The following is a 21,674-nucleotide window of genomic DNA, read 5'->3' on the forward strand; positions in this document are numbered from 1 at the left end:
GCGATGGCCGATGAGACGGGCCCGCTCCCGCCGGGGGCGAGCCAGGACGCCCCGGTCTTCGTGATCTCCATCGCCGCCGAGCTGTCGGGCCTGCACGCGCAGACCCTCCGCAGCTACGACCGGCTGGGGCTGGTCAGCCCCGGCCGGTCCCCCGGCGGCGGCCGGCGCTACTCGGCGCGGGACATCGCGCTGCTCCGTGAGGTGCAGCGGCTCTCCCAGGAGGAGGGCGTGAACCTCGCCGGGGTCAAGCGGATCATCGAGCTCGAGCAGCTGGTCGACGAGCTGCGGGAACAGGTCGCGGAGCTGCACGAGCAGCTGGCGGCCGCCCACGCCGCCGCCGAGCAGGCGGCGAGCATGATCCACCAGACCTACCGCCGGGACCTGGTCCCGGTGGACCGCAGCGCCCAGGTCGTGGTCTGGCAGCCGAGAGCACCCCGCAGGCGCCCCGAACCCTGACGCACCATGGAACCATAGCGCGATTTCGAGGCCCCTTTTTCCGCGTTATGGTTCCATGACGCGAGGTCAGGGGGCGGAGAGTTCTCGCTCGACGTCGGCGTACGGGCGGCGGGTGATCCGGCCGCCCACCGCCTGGTTCAGAAGCTCCTCGTCCGGCTCCACCACGTCGGCGATCAGGGCGCTGCTGCCGGCGGGGACGGCCTGGGCGAGGTGGCCCACCGCCAGCTCCTCGGCGGTCTGCTCCGTCGCGCCGAACAGCGACACCAGCTGGTTGCCGAAGAGCAGCGTGTCGACCGGGCTCAGCAGCAGCGTGATCAAGGCGCCGAGGCGCGGGTGCCGGTCCGCGAAGCTCACCGCGTCCCCGGTCTCGTGATCCAGGGTCAGCGTGCCGTCCGCCGCGCGGTGCACGACCGCCGCGGCCCGGACCTCGACCAGCTCCAGGCCCTGCAGCGCCTCGAGGGCCTGCTTCGGGTCCACACCGGTCACGACCACGACGTTCTCGCTCACGCGGCGCACGGTATCCGTCACGGGAGCCGGTCGCGACCTGGGTACCGTTCCGTGCGTGCATTCCGGACTGGAGTTCCTCGTCGTGGGCGTGGTGGCGCTCGTCGCCATCGCGGTGGCCTCCATGCTGTCGGACCGGATCCGGGTCGCGGCGCCGCTCGTCCTCGTCGTCGTCGGGTTGCTCGTCAGCCTGGTCCCGGCCGTCCCGCGGGTCGAGGTCGACCCCGAGTGGATCCTCGCCGGAATCCTGCCGCCGCTGCTGTTCTCGTCCGCGGTCTCCATGCCCGCCATGGACTTCCGCCGGGACTTCGGGGTGATCAGCGGGCTGTCGGTGCTGCTCGTGGTGGCGTCGACGGCCGTGATCGGCGTGGTGCTGCACCTGCTGGTGCCCGGTCTCGGCCTGGCCGGCGGCTTCGCGCTGGGCGCGATCCTCAGCCCGACGGACGCGGTGGCCACCTCCATCGTGCGGCGCCTCGGCGTCGCCCCGCGGATCACCACGGTGCTCGACGGCGAGAGTCTGCTCAACGACGCCACGGCGCTGGTCGTACTGCGCGCGGCGATCGCCGCCACGGCCGTCTCGGTCTCGGTCGGCGGGGTGTTCGCGGACTTCGCGATCGCGGTGGTGGTCGCGGTCGTGGTGGGGCTGGTCGTCGGCAAGATCGGGCTGATCGTCCGGGCCCGGGTGCGGCAGGCGCCCGTCAGCACGGTGCTGTCGTTCGTGCTGCCGTTCGCGGCCTCCGTCCCGGCCGAACAGCTGGGAGGGTCCGGCCTGGTGGCGGCGGTGGTGGCCGGGCTCGTGACCGGGCAGGGCGCGATCAAGTACCTGTCGCCGCAGAACCGGCTGGCCGACCGGCAGAACTGGCGGACCGTCGAGCTGGTCCTCGAGGGCGCGATCTTCCTGATCATGGGCCTGGAGCTGACGACCGTCGTCGCCGATCTCCGCGACGACGGCGGCTCGGTGCTGCGCGGCGTCGGGCTCGCCGCCCTGGCGCTCGCGCTGACGATCCTGGTCCGCGCCGCCTTCGTCACGCCGCTGATCGGGATCCAGTCCCGCTACGCCCGCCGCAGCGAGAACCTGCGGCCCCAGCTGGAGGGGATGGGCGAGAAGGTCGTCGTCGGGGAGTCCTTCGAGTTCCGCGGCCGGACCGGCAAGTTCGACGATCCCGAGCGCGCGGAGCGCTTCCGCAACCGGCTGCAGCTCAAGATCGCCGACATCGACTACCTCCTCGCCGAGCCGATCAAGGTGCGGGAGGGTGCGGTGATCGTCTGGGCGGGGATGCGCGGCGCGGTCACGCTGGCCGCCGCGCAGACCCTGCCCGAGGACATGCCGCTGCGGTCGCTGCTGGTGTTCGTGGCGTTCCTGGTGGCTTCGGCGTCGCTGCTGATCCAGGGCGGCACGCTGGCGTGGTTCGTCCGGCTGGTGCGACCGTCGGCGCCCGATCCCGAGGAGCTCGCGGCGGAGCGGCACGAGCTGGAGGCCCGGATGCGGGTGGCCGGCATCGAGGTGATGGAGCGGTACCGCACGCACCCGCTCATCGCGGAGTTCCTGGAGCGCACGGCCGACGAGGCGCAGCGCCCCGATCCCGCCGACTTCCGCCGGCTGCGGCTGGAGATGATCGAGGCGCAGCGGGAGACCCTGATCATCGCGCGCGGCGAGGGCGTGTTCGCCGCCTCGGCCCTCACGGTCGCCCTGGAGAACCTCGACGCCGAACAGATCAGCATCGAGCTCCGCGGAGACTGAGGTGTGATCCTGCACATCCCGGGCTCTCGCCACGTAACGCGCGTCGGGGTCGCGCCGCTTCAGCAGACGTGATCACGGAGACCGGGGTACGCCGGCCCTCTCGCAGGCTGCGCGACCTCCGGCCACGCACCGCCCTCGAGCTGTGGGTCGTCACGCCGGTGCTCGGCTGGACGGCGCTGTACTGCCTCAAGTGGCTCGGCCTCGGGGCGCTCGCCCCGGACACGATGGCCGGCTTCTACAACGCCAGCGCCTACTGGGTCTCCTACCGCGACGGTTTCGTGCGACGCGGGCTCCCCGGCGCGGTCCTGGAGGCGGTGCTCGGCCGCCCGCCGGGCGTGTTCGCCGCCTCGGTGGTCGCGGTCCTGCTCGTCCTGCTGGTGCTCGCGGCCCTCGCCGCGCTCACGGTCGCGGCCGTCCGCGCGACCCCCTCGCCGCAGGACCGGGTGGTCGTGGCGGCGCTGGTCCTGGCCTCGCCGTTCACCCTCACCCTCGCGGTGATCAACCGCGGCCGGTACGACGCGATCGTCGTCGCGTGTGTCGTCGCCGTCGTGCTGCTGGCGAGGCGGCGGACCGTGCCGCTGCTGCGCGTGCTCGGGATCTCCCTCGCCGTCGTCGTCGGGGTGGGGTCGCTCGAGATCTCCCTGACCTTCCTCGGCCCGCTCGCGCTGCTCGCCGCCGTCCGGCTCGGCCGCACCACGGCCGAGCGGGTCGGCTGGGGTGCGCTCGCCGTGCTGCCGGGTCTGGCGCTGGCCGCGGCCTCGCTGGTCGTGCGCCCGGGCGTCGGCACCCTGCTCACCATCATGGAGCGCGCGTCCGCGGCCGGCATCCCGCTGTCCCGGTCGGAGGAGAACTCGATCTCCGCGCTCGGCCAGACCACCCGGGACGCGCTGGTGCACACCGCCGGCATCGCGCCGCTGACGATCCTGTTCTGCGCGGTCGTCCTGGGCGGCTGCTACGCCCTGACCGCAGGCCTGCTCTGGACGTACCTCGGCCACGTCCACCCGCGCTGGGCCCTGGCGCTGCTGAGCCTCTACGGGTTCGGGGCCCTGGCGCTCAGCGCGGTGGGGGACGACTACCGGCGCTGGTGGGGCTTCGCGTTCGTCGCGATGGTGGCGAGCCTGGTGCTGCTGCGGCGGGACGCCGTGATCATCCCCGCGCCGCGGCACGCCGACGGCCCGCCCGGGCGCCGGCTCCTCGTCGTGGCGCTGCTGGTGTCCGCGGCCATGGCGCTGTTCCCGATCTGGCCCAGCTGGGACCAGTCGGGGACGAACGCGTCGATCGACCAGGTCCAGCAGGACTGACGAGGACTGACGGGGCCTACTGCCACTCGCGGGTGGTGAAGGGGTCGTAGACGAGCCGGTCGAGCGGGGTGCCGGCGACGAGCATCCGGCCCGCGGTGGCACGGATCATCGCCGGTGAGCCGCTGAGCAGCACCCTCCGGTCCGCCCAGGCCCCCTGCCGGGTCACGACGTCCGCGACGGTCCCGTGCTCGGCCCCGGAGGTGTCCGCCGGGTCCTCCACGACGGGGACGGCGCGCAGCCAGGGATGGGTGTCGGCGAGGCGGCGCAGCGCGGGGAACGCGACGAGGTCCGCCCAGGTCCGCCCGCCGACCACCACGTCCACGCGGGGTGCGCGCGGTGCCCGGGCCAGCTCCTCCACCATCGCGAGCACCGGCGCGGCCCCGGTGCCCCCGGCGACCATCAGCAGGTCCGGGCCGGCCGCGTCGGCGACGAGGCGCCCGCGCGGGCAGCCGATCCGCCACACGTCCCCGGGCCGGGTGTGCGCCACGATCGAGCGGCTCACCCAGCCGCCCTCGACCGCGCGCACGTGGAAGTCGATCGTGCCGTCGGCGCGGGGGGCGTTGGCCGGCGACAGCCGCCGCCACAGCTGCGGACGGCGGGGGGTCTCGGCATCGAGGTACTGCCCGGCCCGGTAGGCCAGCGGCCGCTCCGGCCGGACGGTGAGGACGGCGAGGTCCCAGCCGATCCGCCGGTGCGCGATCACCTCGGCGTGCCGCACCTCCGGCACCCGGGCCGGCGCGATCGTCCGCAGCGCGCCCGCGACCAGCCGGAACGCCTCGCGCACCGCCCACTCGCCCTCGGCCGTCCACTCCTCGCCCGCGTGCGCGCCGAGCGCGGCGACGAGCGAGGCGTCGACGTCCCGTTCCCGTGTGACGACCAGTCCGGCGAGCCGCGGATCGTCCGCGAGGGCGTGCAGGGCCGAGTACAGGTCGTCCCGCCGGTCGACGCACTCCAGCGCGTACAGGATCGCGTGCAGGCCCTCCGCGCCCGCCAGGGACACCGGGAAGAGGTGGCGGCTGCGCGGTACGCGGGCGAAGAGCTCGGCGTGGAAGCGGCGGGCCAGCGGGTCCGAGTACGGTGCGGTGGCCGTGCGGATCCGCCGGACGAGCTGCGCGGTGCGGCGGGTGCTGCGCGCGGCGGGCAGCTCCTCCGTCCCCTGATCGAGCGGCGGGACCAGGGTGACGGCGGCCATGCGTCCTCCACAACATGCACGGTGTGTGGCGGGAGATTAGCTCAGAGTCACCGGTGCGGGTGACGCGGGGTCCTCCGGACGAGGCGCACGCCGAGCGTCATCCAGCCCAGGGCGACCAGGATCAGCCACACCCCCGCGGCGGCGGCCCCGACCCCGGTGACCAGCACCGCGACGTACACCAGCACGCACAGCGCGAGCGTCACGAACGTCACGGTCAGCGGCCGGTCGCCGCGCACCGCCCGCCGCACCACGGCGGCGGTCCCCCGTGGCAGGTCCCGGACGGTCCACCAGCCGAGGCCCCCGGTCGTCGCCAGCACGGCGGCGGCGGTGATCCGCGCCGCCGCGGGATCGGCCGAGAGCGCGAGCGCCACCACCGTGACCAGGGCGAACCAGATCCGCAACCGCCAGGACAGCTGCCACAGCACGACCACGACGGTCCGCATGACCTCCGGCATCGCCGGATCGAGCCGCCCGGCCGCCATCAGGCCTGCCAGTGCCCGGGCCGGCCGGCGGGTGCGGGCGTCGAGCAGGGCGAGATCGTGCCGCGCCGCGGCGTTCTCCGGGTCGATCCGCAGCGTGGCCTCGTACTCGGCGCGCGCCAGCTTCCGGTCCCCCGCGTCGCTCGCGACGTCGGCCAGCACGAGGTGCGCGGCGGCCTCGTCGGGGATCAGCGCGACCACCCGCCGCGCCTCCGCCAGCGCCTCGGCCAGCCGCCCCGCGCGCTGCAGCACCGTGGTGTGGGCGCGCGCCGCGGCGGGCTCGTGCGGCTCCAGCGAGACCGCCAGGTGCCCGGCCTCGACCGCCTCGGGATGGCGGCCGAGCATCGACAGGTGCAGGGCCCGCAGCCGGTGCGGCCGTTCGGCCCGGGGAGCCGCCGCGCAGGCGGCCTCGGCCGCGGCCAGGCCCTCGTCGTGCCGCTTCGCGCGCAGCAGCGTCGCGGACAGCGCGCCGAGCAGCTCCGGATCGTCCGGCGCCTCCGCCAGCCCCTCGCGTGCGACCCGTTCCGCCTCCTCGACCCGGCCCAGCAGGCCGAGCCGCTCGGCGCGGGCCGCGGCGGAGCTCACAGCCGGCGGTTCTTCTTGAGGTACGCCGCCAGCTCGTCGTACCCGCCGTCCTGGTTGGCGAACTGGGCCACGTTGCGCGCCGTCGCGAACCACGGCCCGGTGCTCGGCCGGATCTCCTTGACCGCCGTGAGCAGGTCCTTCATCGACAGCGGCCGCACCCGGCCCGTCCGCATCGAGTCGGCCAGCGCGCGTTCGGCGGCCGTGTCGCAGACGTGGACGAGATCGGCACCGGAGAAGTGCTCGGTGGCCTTCACCAGCCGGGCCAGGTCGATCCCCTCGACCGGCCGCTGCTCCAGGCGGCCGCGCAGGATCGCGGCGCGCGCGGGCTCGTCCGGCGGCAGGACCAGCAGCATCCGGTCGAAGCGGCCGGGGCGGCGCAGCGCGGAGTCGATGTCCCACGGGTGGTTCGTGGCGCCCAGGACGTACACGCCCTCGTTCTCGCCGGACATCTCCGCGAGCAGCGTGTTCACCGTGTTGCGCAGCGTGGAGCTGTGGGTGAGGTGGCTGCGCTTCTGACCCAGCGCGTCGACCTCGTCGAAGAACAGCACGTGGGGTGCCTTGCGCCGGGCCGCGGCGAAGATCGCCGCGAGGTTGCGCTCGGAGGTGCCGACCCACATGTCGAGCACGTCCGCGATCCCGATCTCGGTGAACCCGGCGCCCAGCTCGCCGGCCACCGCGCGGGCCAGGAACGTCTTGCCGCAGCCGGGCGGCCCGTAGAGCAGCAGCCCGCCGCCGGGGGCCTTGCCGAAGGCGCGGGCCATCCCGGGATTGCGCATCGGGCCGAGGAAGGCCAGCTCGAGGCGTTCCTTCACCTGCTCCATGCCGGCCACGTCCGCGAGCCGGACGGACGGGCGCTCGGCCCGCTCGACCTCCTCGGTCACCGGATCCCCGGTGACGAAGGCCGGCGCCGGGGAGACGTCCTTGAGCTGCTCCTCGGCGCCCGCCCAGTCGAACGCGCCCGGGTCGTTCCCGGTGGGGGCCGGCAGCGCGCGCATCGGGAAGGGCTCGGTGGGCGGATGCACCGTGGGCAGCGGCCGGGTGTCCGAGATCCCGGACAGCTTGGCGGTGATCCGCTGGAGCAGTGCCAGCGCGGTGGCGTCCCCGGGGGTGCGGGCGAGCACGGCGCTGCAGTGCTGCAGCGCCTCCGGCCCCCGGTCGCGGGCCAGCAACAGTTCGGCGACGTGCAGCCGGAGCGGCACGTCGTCGGGCGCGGCCTCGACCGCGGCGAGCAGGCTCGTGAGAAGCGGATCGCTCAACGCTCTCCCTCGCTCCGCTCGGTCGGCGCCTCGCGCGGGCACTGCGCCGATGGTTCGCTCGCACGCTCGCTCATCGCCGTCGATTATCCAGAGAACTTCTCCTTGAGTGGAACAGACTCAAGTTTCCTGCCGTTGTCCCTAGCGACGGGGCTACCATGGCCCCGGAGACTCACGATCCGAGGAGACGACGAGGTGGATTCCTTCAATCCCACCACCAAGACCCAGCAGGCGATCTCCGCGGCCGCCCAGGCCGCCGCGCTCGCCGGGAACCCGGACGTCGGTCCCACCCACCTGCTCGGTGCCTTGCTGGCCCAGGGTGACGGGATCGCCGCTCCGCTGCTCGCCGCCGTCGGGGCGGACGCCGGTGCGGTCCGGGCCGAGCTCACCCAGCTCGGCAACCGGCTGCCGTCGGCCGCCGGCTCGACGGTCAGCGCCCCCCAGCTCAACCGCGAGGGGCTCGGGGCGATCACCGCCGCCCAGCAGCTCGCCACCGAGATGGGGGACGAGTACGTCTCCACCGAGCACCTGCTCGTCGGCCTGGCCGAGGCGGGCGGTTCGGTGGCCCAGCTGCTCAAGCGGCACGGCGCGACCCCCGAGGCGCTGCGCGAGGCCTTCACCAAGGTCCGCGGCTCGTCCCGGGTGACCAGCCCCGATCCCGAGGGCACCTACCAGGCGCTGGAGAAGTACGGCCAGGACCTCACCGCGCGGGCCCGCGAGGGCAAGCTCGATCCCGTCATCGGGCGGGACACCGAGATCCGCCGCGTGGTCCAGGTGCTGTCGCGGCGCACCAAGAACAATCCCGTGCTGATCGGCGAGCCGGGCGTCGGCAAGACCGCGATCGTCGAGGGCCTGGCCCAGCGGATCGTGGCCGGCGACGTCCCGGAGTCCCTGCGCGGCAAGCGCGTCGTGTCCCTCGACCTCGGGTCCATGGTGGCCGGCGCGAAGTACCGCGGCGAGTTCGAGGAGCGGCTCAAGGCCGTGCTCAAGGAGATCACGGACTCGGCGGGCGAGGTCGTCACGTTCATCGACGAGCTGCACACCATCGTCGGTGCCGGCGCGACCGGCGAGGGCGCGATGGACGCCGGCAACATGATCAAGCCGATGCTCGCCCGCGGCGAGCTGCGGATGGTCGGCGCCACCACGCTCGACGAGTACCGCCAGCACATCGAGAAGGACCCCGCCCTGGAGCGGCGGTTCCAGCAGGTGCTGGTCGGCGAGCCGTCCGTCGAGGACACGGTCGGGATCCTGCGCGGCCTCAAGGAGCGCTACGAGGTGCACCACGGCGTCCGGATCACGGACACCGCGCTCGTCGCCGCCGCCACCCTGTCGGACCGCTACATCACCGCGCGGTTCCTGCCGGACAAGGCGATCGACCTGGTCGACGAGGCCGCGTCCCGGCTCCGCATGGAGATCGACTCCCGGCCCGTCGAGATCGACACGGTCGAGCGCTCCGTGCGCCGGCTGGAGATCGAGGAGATGGCGCTGGAGAAGGAGTCCGACGCCGCCTCCGTGGAGCGGCTGGCGGCCCTGCGCGCCGAGCTGGCCGAGAAGCGCGAGGAGCTCTCCGCGCTGACCGCCCGCTGGCAGAACGAGAAGGGCGCCATCGAGGCCACCCGCGAGCTCAAGGAGCAGCTCGAGGGGCTCAAGGGCGAGGCCGAGCGGGCCGAGCGGGACGGCGACTACGCGCGCGCGTCCGAGCTGGTCTACGGCCGGATCCCCGCGCTGGAGAAGGAGCTCGCGGAGAAGGTCGCGGTCGCCGAGAAGCACGAGGAGGTCATGCTCAAGGAGGAGGTCGGCCCGGACGACGTGGCCGACGTCGTGAGCGCCTGGACCGGCATCCCCGCAGGCCGGATGCTGGAGGGCGAGACCGCCAAGCTGCTGCGCATGGAGGACGAGCTGGGCCGCCGCGTCGTCGGGCAGGCCGAGGCCGTGCGCGCCGTGTCCGACGCGGTCCGGCGCGCCCGCGCGGGGATCGCGGACGAGAACCGGCCCACCGGGTCGTTCCTCTTCCTCGGCCCCACCGGCGTCGGCAAGACGGAGCTGGCCAAGGCGCTCGCCGAGTTCCTGTTCGACGACGAGCGGGCCATGGTCCGCATCGACATGAGCGAGTACTCGGAGAAGCACTCCGTCGCTCGTCTCGTCGGTGCCCCTCCCGGCTACGTCGGCTACGACCAGGGCGGCCAGCTCACCGAGGCCGTGCGGCGCCGCCCGTACACGGTGGTGCTGTTCGACGAGGTCGAGAAGGCCCACCCGGACGTCTTCGACACGCTCCTGCAGGTGCTCGACGACGGCCGGCTCACGGACGGCCAGGGCCGCACCGTGGACTTCCGCAACACGATCCTGGTGCTGACCTCCAACCTGGGCAGCCAGGCGATCGCGGACCCGTCGCTCGACGACCGGGGCCGCCGGGACGCCGTGATGTCGGTGGTGCGCGGGCACTTCAAGCCCGAGTTCCTCAACCGGCTGGACGACGTCGTGGTCTTCCACGCGCTGTCCACCGAGGAGCTCACCCACATCGTGGACATCCAGCTCGACGTCCTGCGGACCCGCCTGGCCAAGCGCCGCCTGACCCTGGAGGTGTCCGACGGGGCCCGCGAGTGGCTGGCGATGAACGGCTTCGACCCGGTCTTCGGTGCGCGGCCCCTGCGCCGCCTGGTGCAGTCGAGCATCGGCGACCAGCTGGCCAAGGAGCTGCTTGCCGGGCAGGTCCGCGAGGGCGACACCGTCCGCGTCGACCTCGACCCGACCGCCGGTGGCGGCACCGGCGGGCTGGTCGTCGGCAAGGGCATCCCCGCAGCCCTGTGACCCTGTGAGTGGCGATGGTCGCCCTGGCGACCATCGCCACTCACGACCGTTCGGGCCGGTTCCCGATGGTGAACAGGTCTCCCGGAATCGCCCTCGGGACCGGCGCCGGCTCCGTACGGTCCGCGCCCATGAACGGGAACCAGCCGGACGGGGCCGTGTGGCTCGAGGACTACCGCCGCCGCCTCGACGACCTGCGCGAGCGCGCGGAGCGGGCGCAGGCCGAGATCGACGGCCTCACCGCGACCGTGACCAGCCCGGACGGTGCGGTGAGCGCGACCGTGGACAGGACCGGCGCCCTCTCCGGCCTCGTGCTCGGCCCCACCGCGGAGGCGCTGGGCCGGGAACGCCTGGCGGCCCTGGTGGTCTCGACCACCGCGAGCGCCTCCGCCGAGGTCACCCGCCGCGCAACCGAGGCCCTCGGCCCCCTGCTGAACCGATGACCGGGTTCCGCGTCGACCCCGACGCCCTCGACACCCGGGCCGCCGCTCTCGAACGGTCCGAGCAGAACCTCGCCTCGGACACCCCCGTCGACGTCCCGCTGTCCGCCGACGCCTACGGCGTGGTCGGGCGCCTGTTCGCCGGCGCGGCGATCGACGCGTCGGCCCGGGCGGTGTCCGGGATCCAGGCCGCCCGACGAGGCCTGCTCGCCTCCGCGTCCCGGGTCCGGGCCTCCGCCGCGGCCTACCGCGAGGAGGACCTCTCGCAGGCCCTGGCCCTGGAACGGGCGGCCCGGAGGCCCGGGCGATGACCGTGATGACCAGCACGTTCGTCCCCACCGCCGAGGAGGCCGCCGGTCCGCTCGACGGTGCCGGCCCCGCGTCGAGCGGCTACGACCTCGGCTCGGCGATCCTCGACCAGGACGCGTTCGGCATCGCCGCCGCCGCGGCGGGGGCCGGGCTGGACGCGCTGAAGTTCGTGGGAGATCCGGTCGGCGAGGGACTCCGGTCGGCAGCCGGCTGGCTGATCGAACACATCTCCTTCCTGCGGGAGCCCCTCGACTGGCTCGCCGGCGACCCGGCCCGGATCGTCGCCGGCGCCGAGGACTGGCACCGGGGCGCGCAGGCGCTCGCGGCGGAGGCCAGGGCGAGGGCGAACCCGCAGGTGGGCAGCTGGACCGGTACGGCGGTGGACGCCGCGGCCGGGGCCGCCCACCGCGAGGCCGAGGCGCTGGCGCAGCTCGCCGCGTCCTGCGACGCGCTGGCCCAGCAAGTGGTCCGCACGGCCGGGCTGATCGGCGTCGAACGCTCGCTCATCCGGGACGCCGTCGCCGAGTTCGTCGCCCGGATCGTGGAGTGGGCGATCGGCGCGATCCTCAGCGCCGGCCTGCTCCTCGCGGTCGCCGTGGCCCCGACGGTCATCGAGGCCGTCTCGCTCGGCCGCCGCATCGTCCAGCGCATCGACGAGCTCATGGAGCACCTGGCGAGGTCGGTGTCCTGGATCGGGAGGATGCGCGCGGACATCGAGAACACCAGGGCGGTGTGGTCCCACCTCGACGACGCGGGCAAGCGCCGGATCAGCCTGGGGACGTCCCTGCGTTCGGCCGACGAGGTCGGTGAGGCCTTCGAGCGCGTCGGCGTCGCCGGAGCCCGGCGGATCACCGAGCCGTTCGGCGGCGACCACGCGAACGACCTCCACGGTCTCGCCGTCGACGCCACGGTCGAGGTCGGGAAGGAGACCGGCAAGGCCGCCGCCACGCTCGACGGGTGGACGGACGGGCGGAACTGACCCGGGAACGTCACCGAGAGCCCGCCGGTCCCTTTCGCGCCGTTCGGCGACATCACCGGTCGGGTGATCGTGGCGTTCCCGCACTCTCCCGGCCAGCGGCGATAGGGTCGCCCGCGTGGGTATCCCGTCGTGGGTCTGGTTCGTGATCGCCGTGGTGGCGCTGCTGGTCGGCGTGGCACTGCTCGTCGCCGACCGCGGGCGCCCCGCCGCGTCGCCCACCGGGGGCGCCAAGGACCGCAAGCGCTGGGCCGCCCTGCACGACTGGGACTTCCACGAGAGCGACCCCGTGCTGACCAGCCGCTGGCACTACGGCACCGTCCAGAAGGGCGGACCGGGGATCGCCCGGAACCTGGCCAGCGGCACCGTGCCCACGCCCGAGGGCGGTCGCAACGGAGTGGTGTTCGACCACGAGCAGCAGGGCACGGTCCACGCCGTCGTCGTCGGCGTCGAGCTGCGGGAGTCGCTGCCCGCCGCCGTCGAGCTCCGGCTGCCCACCGCGCCGCTCCCCGAGCGGGACGGCGCGGGCCTCGACCTGCTGGAGCCGGTCGGCCAGCGCTACTCGTTCGTCTCCGACGCGGACACCATCCGCCCCCTGCTCACCCCCCGGCTCGCCGACGCGGCGGACGCGGTGGGCCAGGACATCGAGCTGCTCTGGGCCGAGGACTCCTGGGTGCTCGCCGCCGCGCCCGTCGACGCGGACCCCGAGCGCACCCAGGACCTGCTGGCGGATCTCGCCGAGGTCGCGACCGCCTTCGAGCACGCGGTGGACGGAGCTCACCCCCGCTCGCAGTGATCCGCCGGGCCGCGGACGACTAGTGTTCGCGGCGTGCCCACCGTCCTGATCACCGGTGCCACCTCGGGCATCGGGGCCGCGTTCGCCGACCGGCTGTCGGCCGAGGGGCGCGATCTCGTGCTCGTCGCCCGCACCGTCGAGCGGCTCGAGGAGGCCGCCACCCGGTACCGGGAGGCGGGGGTGTCCGTCGAGGTGCTGCCGGCCGACCTGAGCGACACCGCCCAGCGGGCCCGGGTGATCCGCCGGCTCGCGGATCCGGACGTCGCGCCCGTCGACCTGCTCGTGAACAACGCCGGGATGGGGCAGCGCTCGTCGTTCCTGCACACCTCGCCCGAGGACCTGCAGGCCCAGCTCGAGCTCAACGTCACCAGCGTCCTGCAGCTCACCCGCGCGGTGCTGCCGGGGATGGTGGACCGCGGCCGCGGCGCCGTGGTCAACGTGTCGAGCGTGGCCGGGTTCCTGCCCGGCAGCGGCTCCACCTACACCGCGGACAAGGCGTGGGTCACGGCGTTCACCGAGGGCGTGGCGGCCACCCTCACCGGCACCGGCGTGCGCGCGCTCGCGCTGTGCCCCGGGTTCGTGCGCACCGAGTTCCACGAACGGGCGGGCATGGACGTCGGCTCCCGCACCGGTCCACTCTGGCTGGAGGCCTCCCGGGTGGTCGACGACTGCCTGTCCGATCTCGCGGACGGCCGGGTGCTGTCCGTGCCGAGCCTGCAGTACAAGGCGATCAGCGGCGTCGCGGGGATCCTGCCGCGGCGGGTCATGCGCCGGCTGGTCGCGACCTTCGAACGGGAACGCGGGGAATGAGCACACATCTCGACACCGACCGGCTGCGGCTCGCGGAGCTCGTGCGCGAGCTCGGCGTGGTGCACGGCAAGGTCACGCTGGCCTCGGGCAAGGAGGCCGACTACTACGTCGACCTGCGCCGGGTCACCCTGCAGCACGAGGCCGCGCCGCTGGTCGGCCGGCTGCTGCGGGCGCTGACGGCGGACTGGGAGTACACGGCCGTGGGCGGGCTGACCCTGGGCGCCGACCCGGTGGCCACCGCCGTCCTGCACGCCACTGAGGCCGAGCGCGCCGCCGATCCGTCGGTCGCGCCCGTCGACGCCTTCGTGGTGCGCAAGTCCACCAAGGAACACGGCATGCAGCGGCTCGTCGAGGGCCCGGACATCGCCGGCCGCACCGTGCTGGTGGTGGAGGACACCTCCACCACCGGCGGCTCGGTGCTCACCGCGGTCCGCGCGGTGCGCGAGGCGGGCGCCACGGTCGCCGGCGTGGTCACGGTCGTCGACCGGGACACCGGCGCCAGGGAAGCGATCGAGACCGAGGGCGCCCAGTACCGGGCGCTCCTCGGCCTCGCGGACCTCGGCCTCTGATCAGTTCACGGTGATCCGCACGGCGTCGAAGGCCGGGGTCTGGTCGGCGCGCTGCATCATCGGGATGCGGTGCGAGCCGTCGCCCGCCCAGGAGGCGCACTGCGCGATCCCCTTGGACGGCAGGCCGGTCACGTCGATCGTCACCGTGTCCGGGGTGGCGCCGCCCGAGCCGTCCTGGGTGGCGACGAAGAACGCCGGCTTGTCCCCCGAGACCGGTGCCAGGTTCTCGTCGGCGAGCATCCGGCAGGCCGTGTGGAAGTGGCCGCGCTGGATGCCGTTGCCGTCGAGCAGCGAGGACTCCAGGTAGTAGCCGCCTGCCGCCGCGCCCAGGAACCGGTCGCGCACCAGGTTGCGGGTGCTGACCTTGATCTGGAACGCCTGCCCGGCCGTGACGCTCGTCGGCGCGTCCGTGATCAGCAGCGACGGGTTCTTGTTCGCCGCCCCGACCTCACCGAACTCGGTGTCCACACAGGCCGGTGCGACCTGGAAGCCGGTGTGCGGCGGGAGATCGCTCTTGCTGCAGTCCCGGGCGAGCACCTCGAGGCCGTTGTTGGGCTGGTTCGGCGCGGGCGCGGCCGAGGAGGACGGCGCCGCACTCTGCGACGACGGCGGCGCGGCGGCCGAGGAGGAGGGCGCGGCCTGCGAGGACGGTGCGGCCCCGGAGGACTGCGCCGACCCGGGCTGCGCCGACCCGGGCTGGGCGGCCCCGGGCTGGGCGGCCTGCGAGGCGGGCGCACCCGGGGACGGGGCACCGCCCTGCGGCGTCGCGGCAGTGGTCGACGCGGCCGCCGTGTGTCCCGAGTGGCCGGTGTACTGGCCGCTCTGCTGGCCCGCGTTCGGGCCGGTCGGGATGCGGTCCGCGGCGATCGCCTGGTCGCAGGCCGTGGGGACGAGCACCACGACGGCCGCCGCGGCGGTGGTCAGCAGGACCCGGCGCAGCCGGGTGGAACGTGAGGGGTCCATCGTCGGTCGATCCTCGGTGTCGGGGCTTGGGGAGCCGTGGGGGTCGTGCTCAGGAGCGGCGGCGGGAGCCGCGCCCGGAGGAGTGCGCCCCGGTGTCCTGGGGGTCGAGCAGGTCGTCGAAGCGGAAGTTTCCGGAGTCGGAGGCGCGCCGGCGGCGGGGAACGGCCGCGTACCCGCCGGAGTCGGCGGTGCGGGCCCGGTGGCTGCCGGTGTCCTCGACGCCCCCGGCGCGGGTGTCGCCGCGCCGGCGCCGGCCGGGCTCGGCCGGGACCCGGTAGCGCCCGGAGTCCGTGGTGGCCCGGGAGCGGCCCGACACCGGCGGGTGCTCGTCGACGGCGGACGCCCGGTAGCGCCCGGAGTCCTCGACCGACCGGGTGCGGCCGGTGTCGGTGACCGCCCGCGTGCGACCGGTGTCGGTGACCGCGCGGGACCGGTCGGTGGCGGAGACGGCCCGGTAGCGCCCGGAGTCCGTCGTCGCGCGGGTCCGTCCCGTGTCGGACACCCGGCCCGCGCGCTCGTCGAGCACGTCGACCACCGGGATCCCACCCGTGTCACCCCGCCGCCTGCGGTGACCGGCCGGGGAGCCGCCGGGCAACGCCGGTGGGTCCGGTGTGTCGCGCGGGGCGGGGACCGTGACGACCGCCGGCGAGTGCAGCGCCGCGAGCTGGCTGCCCGTGGCCGCGGCGGCGACCGCCGGGGGCTTGCGCCGTCCCCGCCGCAGCGTGACCAGCAGGCCGACCGCCGCGCCGGCCGCGGCCAGGAAGACGATCACCGGCACGATCATGTCCGCCGGGGAGGTGCCGCCGCCGAAGATCCCGGGCGAGGGCGCTTCCGGCAGGGCCGAGTAGTCGACCAGCCCGGTGGCCTCGAGCATCGCGATGTGCCCGGTCACGTACTGGAACGTGGTGTCGGCGAACTGGCGGACCAGTTCGTTGCGCGTGCCCACCCGGGTGGTGGCGACGACCGGCAGCACGATCCCGTGGGCCTGGCGCAGCAGCTGGACGGCGACCTTGTCGTAGTCGGTGCCGGTGGTGGACGAGATCTGGTTCATCCACGCGATCTGCTGGTCGCTGGCCCGGCTGGGCAGCTGGACGCCGAGCTTGTCGGAGACGTCGCGGTCGAGCTGGTCGAGCACGGTGTGCTGCTCGGCGAGGTGCTGTCCGGTCTCGCGGACCTGCTGGTTGGTGGCCTGCTGGGCCATCTGCTGGCCGGTCGGGATCTCCCAGAGCCCGGCCTGGCGGACCTTCACGAGGAAGTCGCGGTCGGCGGGCCCGATCGGGCCCCACTGGGTCTGGGTCCAGCCGCCCGTGCCCGGGGCGGCACTGGTCCAGGACTGGACGACGGACACGGTCACGGCGCCGAGCACGGCGACGAGGAGCGCCCAGCGCACGGAGCGCGGGATGCGGTGCAGCATCGGGGGGACCTTTCGGGGAGCGGCCCTGCGGGGGAGCGTGGGCAGCCGGCCGGTGGCCGGGTGGGGACCGGTCGCGAGGGGGAGCGGGACCGGTGGTGCGGGGGTCAGGCCATGTCGAACTGCTCCGTGTGGATCCGGTCGTCGGGGATGCCGAGGGCGGTCAGGGCGGCGAGCACGTCGGCGACCATCGCCGGCGGCCCGCAGAGGAAGTAGTCGTGGCGGACATCGGGATCGAGCGTGCTCAGCACGCCCGTGAGCAGGGCGGCGTCGACCTCGCCGGTGTGCCCCGCCCACGGCCCGGAGGGCCGCCGCAGGACCTCGGTGACCTCGAGGTCCAGGTACCGGCGCAGCATCGCGAGCTCGTCGCGGAACAGCAGGTCGCCGGTGTCCCGGGCCACGGAGACGAGCCGGTGCGGGCGTTGGTCGCCCCGGTCGGCGGCGGTGCGCAGCATGCTCATCATCGGCGTGATCCCGACGCCCGCGGCGATCAGCACCAGCCCCGCCGCGGGCACGGAGTCGCAGGTGAACGAGCCGTACGGCCCGTCGACCCACACCGACTGCCCGCGCCGCAGCTCCCGTACGGACGACGCGAAGTCCCCGGTGCCGCGGATCGTGAACTCGGTGTGCCCGGGATCGTGGGCGCTGCTGGCGATCGTGAACGGGTGTTCCTCGACCGCCGAGCGCTGCAGCCGCACCCAGGCGAACTGGCCGGGCGAGAAGCGCAGCCCGCCGTGCCGCCCGGTCGGCGCCAGCACGAGCGTGGTGACGGTGGGGTTCTCCGCCCGCACCGCCTGCACGGCGAACTCGCCGCCCGCGTCGAGCATCCCGCGTCCCCACCAGCGCATCGCGAACACGACGATCACCAGGACGCCGAGTCCGGCGAGCACGGGCCCCATCACGGCGTCCGTCACCAGGTGCCGGAGCCAGAGCACGTGCAGCGCCGACAGCCCGAGCACCAGCACGGCCAGCAGCAGGTGCAGCCAGCGCCAGACCTCGTAGCGCTGCCGGCGGCGCAGGGCGAGGACGACGAGCGCGGCGAGCGCGATGCTCGCGCCGACGGCCGCCTTGGCCCGGCCCGGGGCGCTCGGCACGGCCAGCAGCCCCACCTGTGCCGGGTTGGCGGCGACGACGGCGGCCAGGTGCGCGGCGATCAGCACCGCCGAGAGGATGCCGAGCTGGCGGTGCAGCCCCACGACCGTCTCGATGCCGAAGGCCCTGGTCAGACCCCGCAGCCGGGAGGGCAATGCAGCCGCGCAGACCAGCGCGGACAGCGCGACGAGCCCCGTCACCACGGACATCTGGCGCCAGAACGGGAGCGGCTCGGACTGCGCGAGGTGCACCAGGGCAGGGCCGGCGAGCACCACCAGCAGCGCCGTCACCCATGCCCGGCGGGCGCCCCTCGAGGGCGAGTCCGAGACCGTCGTCCGTTCCACGGCGGCGAAGGTAGGCAGCGGCCCGGGGTCGGGGTGCGCAAGCTGAGAGTGGCACCGGGCGACGGTGCCGGGGGCGGGTTCGACGGCAGTTCTGCGGCCCGAATGACTCCGAACGCGCGCCCAATTGGTCTGATCGCCGAGCAACCCCTTCAGGTTGGGGTGCCCGTGGCGCCATTTGGTCGCGCAACGCCACCGTTGGCAGACGGTCCGTAGCCGCACGGCGCACGATGCACGGACGCGTCCGGCGCCCGCGCGAGGCGGCCGGCGCGCGGTGCCCTTACGGTGGCGCCACGCGAGGAGATCCGGGGACGAAATCTCTTCGCAACCTGAACGGTGCAGTGTCCGAGCCGTTTCGTGCCGCATACTCAAAGGTCACGGAACAGTCACGGCGGGGGGAGACTCGATGGTGGGACGCACGCGGCCACCCGGATCCGGTCGTGGGCACACGAGAACGCTGCTCATGGCCGTCACCGGGCTCGTGGTGGCCCTCGTGGCGGGCTGTGGCGCGCCGTCGTGGAACTACGTCACCAACTCCGGGGACCGGACCTATCTCAAGGTCCCGACCACCTGGCGGCAGGTCGATCCCGGTGAGCTGAAGGCGCAGCTGGGCGTCGAGGCGGCGAAGGACTCGTCGCAGGGCGCGTGGGTGCAGGCGTACGACTCCGACGCCCAGCCCTCGCTCTCGCACCTCATCGGGGAGTCCGCGGCGGCGCCCGCGATCCTGGTCGCGGTGCTCGCGATCCCCGCGCAGTCGCGCGGCCAGGCCTCGCTCGACACCGTGCGGGACTTCATGAACCCGGTGTCGGACTCGGCGCGCCAGACCCAGCAGCTCGGCGGCCAGAGCAGCGGGATGACGGGCTTCCAGCTCGTCGCGGACGAGGTGCTCACCCCGGGTGACGGGGTGCGCGGCGTGCACTCCGTGTACACCTACCGCATCAACAACGGCGACCCGCAGGTCTTCGACCAGGTCGGCTACCTCAACGACGACGCGAGCAAGCTGTACTTCGCGATGGCGCGTTGCTCCTCGGACTGCTTCCAGAAACGGCAGTCCGAGATCGAGAACGTCGTCAACTCCTTCACGGTTCGGGAGGGCCCATGACCATCATCGACGACCCGGGGATGCCCGGGAGCCCTCCGCCGCCGGACGCGCCCGAGGCGCACCACGAGCCGCCGGCCGAGAAGGTCGAGGCTCGGCGCAAGAAGGCGTCCTGGTGGGACCGCAGCAAGCTGCTCCTGCTGTTCGTCGTCGCCTTCCTGATCGTCGTCTGGTCGCAGGTGGCGGACAACCCGCTGATCACGTTCTCGGACGCCTTCAAGATCCAGGTGTACGAGACGCAGTGGCTGATCTGGCTGGCCGGCCTCGAGCTGCTGCGCCAGATCCACTTCTTCGTGTCCGAACGCTGGTCGGCGTACCACGTGTTCTGGACGCAGAAGGTCTTCGGCGGCACGGACCGGATGATGAAGCGCCGCTGGTCGGACTGGACCCGGTTCCGGATCGCCCGGGTGGTCAAGTGGGCGGCCCTCATCGTCCTGGTGGCCCTCGTCGCCGGCGCGGCCCTGGCCACCTCGCCGTTCCTCGCGGTCTTCCAGGCGCCCGCGCTGATCTGGCAGGCGCTGCCCTTCATCGCCCAGCTGGCGTTCGCGTTCTTCTTCGTCGCGTTCCAGTTCATCGGGCTGTTCTGGCTGCTCTCGCGCGGCGGCGTGGACACCTACTACCCGGACGACATCAAGACCCGCTTCACGGACGTCTGGGGCCAGGACCACGTGGTCAACCGGATCCGCGAGAACATCATGTTCCTCGAGAAGCCGGACGAGATCGAGGCCAAGGGCGGCTACGTCCCCGGCGGCATCCTGCTCTGGGGCCCGCCCGGCACCGGCAAGACGCTGATGGCCGAGGCCGTCGCGGGCGAGACCGGCAAGCCGTACGTCTTCGTGGACCCGGGCGCCTTCATCAACATGTTCATGGGCGTCGGGATCCTCAAGGTCAAGTCGCTGTTCCGGAAGCTCCGCAAGCTCTCGCTGCGCTACGGCGGCGTGATCGTCTTCTTCGACGAGGCGGACGCGCTGGGCAACCGCGGCTCGCTCGCGGGCACCGGTCCCGGCGGGGCGCCGCGCGGCTTCACCCCGCCCCCGTTCCACGGCTCGGGCTGCCACGGCTTCTCGTACCTCTCCCGGGACACCCAGTCGTTGCTGTTCCGGGACTCGATGTCCCAGGCGCCGCCCGTCGAGGAGACGCGCAGCCGCTTCATGATGGGCGGGATGCAGGGTGGCGGGGGTGGGGGCGGCGGCACGCTGCAGGCCCTGCTCACCGAGCTCTCCGGGCTCAAGAAGCCGCGCGGCCTGCTCAACCGCTGGGGGCGCCGGGCCCTGGGCATGCGGCCGAAGGCGCCGCCGAAGTACCGGATCCTGGTCATGATGGCCACGAACATGCCGGAGTCGCTCGACGAGGCGCTCCTGCGGCCGGGCCGCATCGACCGGATCTACCGCGTCGGCTACCCGTCCAAGGCGGGCCGGATCCGCACGTACGAGGGCTACCTCGACAAGGTTCCCCACGAGATCACGGACGAGCACCTGGACAAGCTCGCCACGATCACCCCGTACGCCACCGGCGCGACGATCAAGGACCTGGTCAACGAGGGCCTGATCACCGCCATCCGGGACGGCCGCGAGGTGATCACCTACCGGGACCTCATGAAGGCCAAACAGCTCAAGGAGCTCGGCCCTCCGGAGGACGTCGAGTACATCGAACGCGAACGGCACGCCGTCGCCGTCCACGAGGGCTGCCACGCCGTCGTCGCCTACCGGGTGCGCGAGCACATGGAGATCGACCTGGCGACGATCGAGAAGGGCAGCGACTACCTCGGCATGGTCGCGAGTATCCCGCCGGAGGACCAGTTCACCCGCTGGCGCTCGGAGTACGAGGCGGACATCCTTGTGTCCCTGGCGTCGCTCGCCGGCGAGCGGATGTTCTTCGACGGCGACTCCTCCTCGGGGGTCTCGGGCGACCTCGAGTCGGCGACGACCGTGGCCTCGTTCATGGAGGGCTTCTGGGGCATGGGGGCGACGGTCTCGTCGTACTCCTCGGCCCGGCGGCTCGAGGTCGGCTCGCCCGGCGGCGGCAAGGGGGCCCCGGGCAAGGACGGCGAGACGGAGAAGATGCTCCGCCGCGCCCTCGCGGACCGCATCGAGGACCACCTCGCCACCCTGCTCGACAAGGCCGAGGAGATCCTCACCGAGAACCGGTCGTCGGTGCTCGCCATCGCCCACGCGCTGGAGACGCACAAGACCCTGACCGGCGAGGACGTCGAGGCGGTGCTGAGCGGTCGCGAAGGCGTGACCCTCGACGGCCGCATCTACGCGGACCCGGAGTTCCTGGCCCAGCTGGAGGAGTACCACTCGGCGGCGGCCGGCGCCCACCGCGCCCACGCCCCCGTCCGCCTGGCGCTGCCCCCGATCCGGGAGCGCGAGGAAGGCTCCACGGCCGCGGCGAAACCCGCCCCGTAACCCTCACCAGCGCCTCACCAGCCCGGCAGTGCCGGCTCGCCAACCCCGCGAGTCGGCACTTTCGGGAGCCCGAAACACACATCTGCGACGCCCGCCGGCCCGGCTGTTCGGTGAGCCCACGATCTCCGTACGGTGTACCGTGTC

19 protein-coding genes are annotated in these 21,674 nt (G+C 73.7%); 12 read left to right on the forward strand and 7 right to left on the reverse strand.

Going from position 1 to position 21,674, the window contains the following annotated elements; translation table 11 throughout:
• Positions 1-3 precede the first annotated feature (3 nt).
• On the forward strand, positions 4-456 hold the full coding sequence (locus ABD324_RS35545) for a heat shock protein transcriptional repressor HspR (RefSeq protein ID WP_344427763.1): 453 nt from the start codon (positions 4-6) through the stop codon (positions 454-456).
• A 66-nt stretch (positions 457-522) separates the two neighbouring features.
• On the opposite strand, the gene ABD324_RS35550 is transcribed toward ABD324_RS35545, so the two are convergent.
• Positions 523-963, reverse strand: a complete 441-nt coding sequence (locus ABD324_RS35550) for a hypothetical protein (protein ID WP_344427766.1) — start codon at positions 961-963, stop codon at positions 523-525.
• 55 nt (positions 964-1,018) lie between these two features.
• Between ABD324_RS35550 and ABD324_RS35555 the strand changes: the two genes are divergently transcribed.
• Positions 1,019-2,701 (forward strand): cation:proton antiporter, encoded by a 1,683-nt coding sequence (locus ABD324_RS35555; protein WP_344427769.1) that lies wholly within the window; start codon positions 1,019-1,021, stop codon positions 2,699-2,701.
• Between the two features lie 68 nt (positions 2,702-2,769).
• Positions 2,770-4,002 (forward strand): hypothetical protein, encoded by a 1,233-nt coding sequence (locus tag ABD324_RS35560; RefSeq protein ID WP_344427772.1) that lies wholly within the window; start codon positions 2,770-2,772, stop codon positions 4,000-4,002.
• 16 nt (positions 4,003-4,018) lie between these two features.
• On the opposite strand, the gene ABD324_RS35565 is transcribed toward ABD324_RS35560, so the two are convergent.
• Genes ABD324_RS35565 through ABD324_RS35575 form a run of 3 tightly spaced genes read right to left on the reverse strand, consistent with a single transcriptional unit; the run spans position 4,019 to position 7,514 of the window.
• Positions 4,019-5,194 carry an FAD-binding oxidoreductase gene (locus ABD324_RS35565; protein WP_344427775.1) on the reverse strand — a complete coding sequence of 392 codons (1,176 nt, stop codon included), beginning with the start codon at positions 5,192-5,194 and terminating at the stop codon, positions 4,019-4,021.
• A 47-nt stretch (positions 5,195-5,241) separates the two neighbouring features.
• Positions 5,242-6,258, reverse strand: a complete 1,017-nt coding sequence (locus tag ABD324_RS35570; protein ID WP_344427778.1) for a tetratricopeptide repeat protein — start codon at positions 6,256-6,258, stop codon at positions 5,242-5,244.
• Positions 6,255-7,514: an AAA family ATPase gene (locus tag ABD324_RS35575; protein ID WP_344427781.1), complete on the reverse strand. Its 1,260-nt coding sequence runs from the start codon at positions 7,512-7,514 to the stop codon at positions 6,255-6,257. The genes ABD324_RS35570 and ABD324_RS35575 overlap by 4 nt, the downstream gene beginning before the upstream one ends.
• Positions 7,515-7,706: 192 nt before the next feature.
• On the opposite strand from ABD324_RS35575, the gene clpB reads away from it, so the two are divergent.
• The 7 genes from clpB (at position 7,707) to pyrE (ending at position 14,216) form a co-directional block, all read left to right on the forward strand.
• Positions 7,707-10,319 carry an ATP-dependent chaperone ClpB gene (clpB, locus tag ABD324_RS35580; protein ID WP_344427784.1) on the forward strand — a complete coding sequence of 871 codons (2,613 nt, stop codon included), beginning with the start codon at positions 7,707-7,709 and terminating at the stop codon, positions 10,317-10,319.
• Between the two features lie 128 nt (positions 10,320-10,447).
• Positions 10,448-10,759, forward strand: a complete 312-nt coding sequence (locus ABD324_RS35585) for a YbaB/EbfC family nucleoid-associated protein (RefSeq protein ID WP_344427787.1) — start codon at positions 10,448-10,450, stop codon at positions 10,757-10,759.
• A complete protein-coding gene (locus ABD324_RS35590; RefSeq protein WP_344427789.1) occupies positions 10,756-11,067 on the forward strand; it encodes a hypothetical protein in 312 nt (103 codons plus the stop codon). The genes ABD324_RS35585 and ABD324_RS35590 overlap by 4 nt, the downstream gene beginning before the upstream one ends.
• A 5-nt stretch (positions 11,068-11,072) precedes the next feature.
• Complete coding sequence (locus ABD324_RS35595) at positions 11,073-12,044, forward strand: hypothetical protein (protein WP_344427792.1); 972 nt, start codon at positions 11,073-11,075, stop codon at positions 12,042-12,044.
• Positions 12,045-12,159: 115 nt separating this feature from the next.
• Positions 12,160-12,837: a type III secretion system chaperone family protein gene (locus ABD324_RS35600; protein ID WP_344427795.1), complete on the forward strand. Its 678-nt coding sequence runs from the start codon at positions 12,160-12,162 to the stop codon at positions 12,835-12,837.
• A gap of 33 nt (positions 12,838-12,870) precedes the next feature.
• Complete coding sequence (locus ABD324_RS35605) at positions 12,871-13,647, forward strand: SDR family NAD(P)-dependent oxidoreductase (protein WP_344427798.1); 777 nt, start codon at positions 12,871-12,873, stop codon at positions 13,645-13,647.
• Positions 13,644-14,216: an orotate phosphoribosyltransferase gene (gene pyrE, locus ABD324_RS35610; RefSeq protein ID WP_344427801.1), complete on the forward strand. Its 573-nt coding sequence runs from the start codon at positions 13,644-13,646 to the stop codon at positions 14,214-14,216. Before ABD324_RS35605 ends, pyrE begins: the two co-directional genes overlap by 4 nt.
• Here pyrE and ABD324_RS35615 read toward each other — a convergent pair whose 3' ends face one another.
• From ABD324_RS35615 to ABD324_RS35625, 3 genes are all read right to left on the reverse strand, one after another.
• Positions 14,217-15,179: a hypothetical protein gene (locus ABD324_RS35615; protein WP_344427804.1), complete on the reverse strand. Its 963-nt coding sequence runs from the start codon at positions 15,177-15,179 to the stop codon at positions 14,217-14,219. It lies immediately after the preceding gene.
• 49 nt (positions 15,180-15,228) lie between these two features.
• Complete coding sequence (locus tag ABD324_RS35620; protein WP_344427807.1) at positions 15,229-16,593, reverse strand: DUF4142 domain-containing protein; 1,365 nt, start codon at positions 16,591-16,593, stop codon at positions 15,229-15,231.
• A gap of 104 nt (positions 16,594-16,697) precedes the next feature.
• Positions 16,698-18,026: a ferredoxin reductase family protein gene (locus ABD324_RS35625; protein WP_344427810.1), complete on the reverse strand. Its 1,329-nt coding sequence runs from the start codon at positions 18,024-18,026 to the stop codon at positions 16,698-16,700.
• A gap of 460 nt (positions 18,027-18,486) precedes the next feature.
• Here ABD324_RS35625 and ABD324_RS35630 point away from each other — a divergent pair, with 460 nt between their 5' ends.
• Together ABD324_RS35630 and ABD324_RS35635 are read left to right on the forward strand one after the other, a co-directional pair.
• Positions 18,487-19,125: a hypothetical protein gene (locus ABD324_RS35630; RefSeq protein WP_344427813.1), complete on the forward strand. Its 639-nt coding sequence runs from the start codon at positions 18,487-18,489 to the stop codon at positions 19,123-19,125.
• A complete protein-coding gene (locus ABD324_RS35635) occupies positions 19,122-21,530 on the forward strand; it encodes an AAA family ATPase (protein WP_344427815.1) in 2,409 nt (802 codons plus the stop codon). Before ABD324_RS35630 ends, ABD324_RS35635 begins: the two co-directional genes overlap by 4 nt.
• The last annotated feature ends 144 nt before the right edge of the window (positions 21,531-21,674 follow it).

It is taken from the genome of Pseudonocardia ailaonensis, from assembly GCF_039531635.1.
Classification (GTDB): domain Bacteria; phylum Actinomycetota; class Actinomycetes; order Mycobacteriales; family Pseudonocardiaceae; genus Pseudonocardia; species Pseudonocardia ailaonensis.

Excerpts from the sequence above, each read along its gene's own strand:
- ABD324_RS35545 (WP_344427763.1), top strand. The coding sequence starts at position 4 with ATGGCCGATGAGACGGGCCCGCTCCCGCCGGGGGCGAGCCAGGACGCC.
- ABD324_RS35565 (WP_344427775.1), bottom strand. The coding sequence starts at position 5,194 with ATGGCCGCCGTCACCCTGGTCCCGCCGCTCGATCAGGGGACGGAGGAG.
- ABD324_RS35585 (WP_344427787.1), top strand. The coding sequence starts at position 10,448 with ATGAACGGGAACCAGCCGGACGGGGCCGTGTGGCTCGAGGACTACCGC.
- ABD324_RS35590 (WP_344427789.1), top strand. The coding sequence starts at position 10,756 with ATGACCGGGTTCCGCGTCGACCCCGACGCCCTCGACACCCGGGCCGCC.
- ABD324_RS35595 (WP_344427792.1), top strand. The coding sequence starts at position 11,073 with ATGACCAGCACGTTCGTCCCCACCGCCGAGGAGGCCGCCGGTCCGCTC.
- pyrE (WP_344427801.1), top strand. The coding sequence starts at position 13,644 with ATGAGCACACATCTCGACACCGACCGGCTGCGGCTCGCGGAGCTCGTG.
- ABD324_RS35615 (WP_344427804.1), bottom strand. The coding sequence starts at position 15,179 with ATGGACCCCTCACGTTCCACCCGGCTGCGCCGGGTCCTGCTGACCACC.
- ABD324_RS35620 (WP_344427807.1), bottom strand. The coding sequence starts at position 16,593 with ATGCTGCACCGCATCCCGCGCTCCGTGCGCTGGGCGCTCCTCGTCGCC.
- ABD324_RS35630 (WP_344427813.1), top strand. The coding sequence starts at position 18,487 with ATGGCCGTCACCGGGCTCGTGGTGGCCCTCGTGGCGGGCTGTGGCGCG.
- ABD324_RS35635 (WP_344427815.1), top strand. The coding sequence starts at position 19,122 with ATGACCATCATCGACGACCCGGGGATGCCCGGGAGCCCTCCGCCGCCG.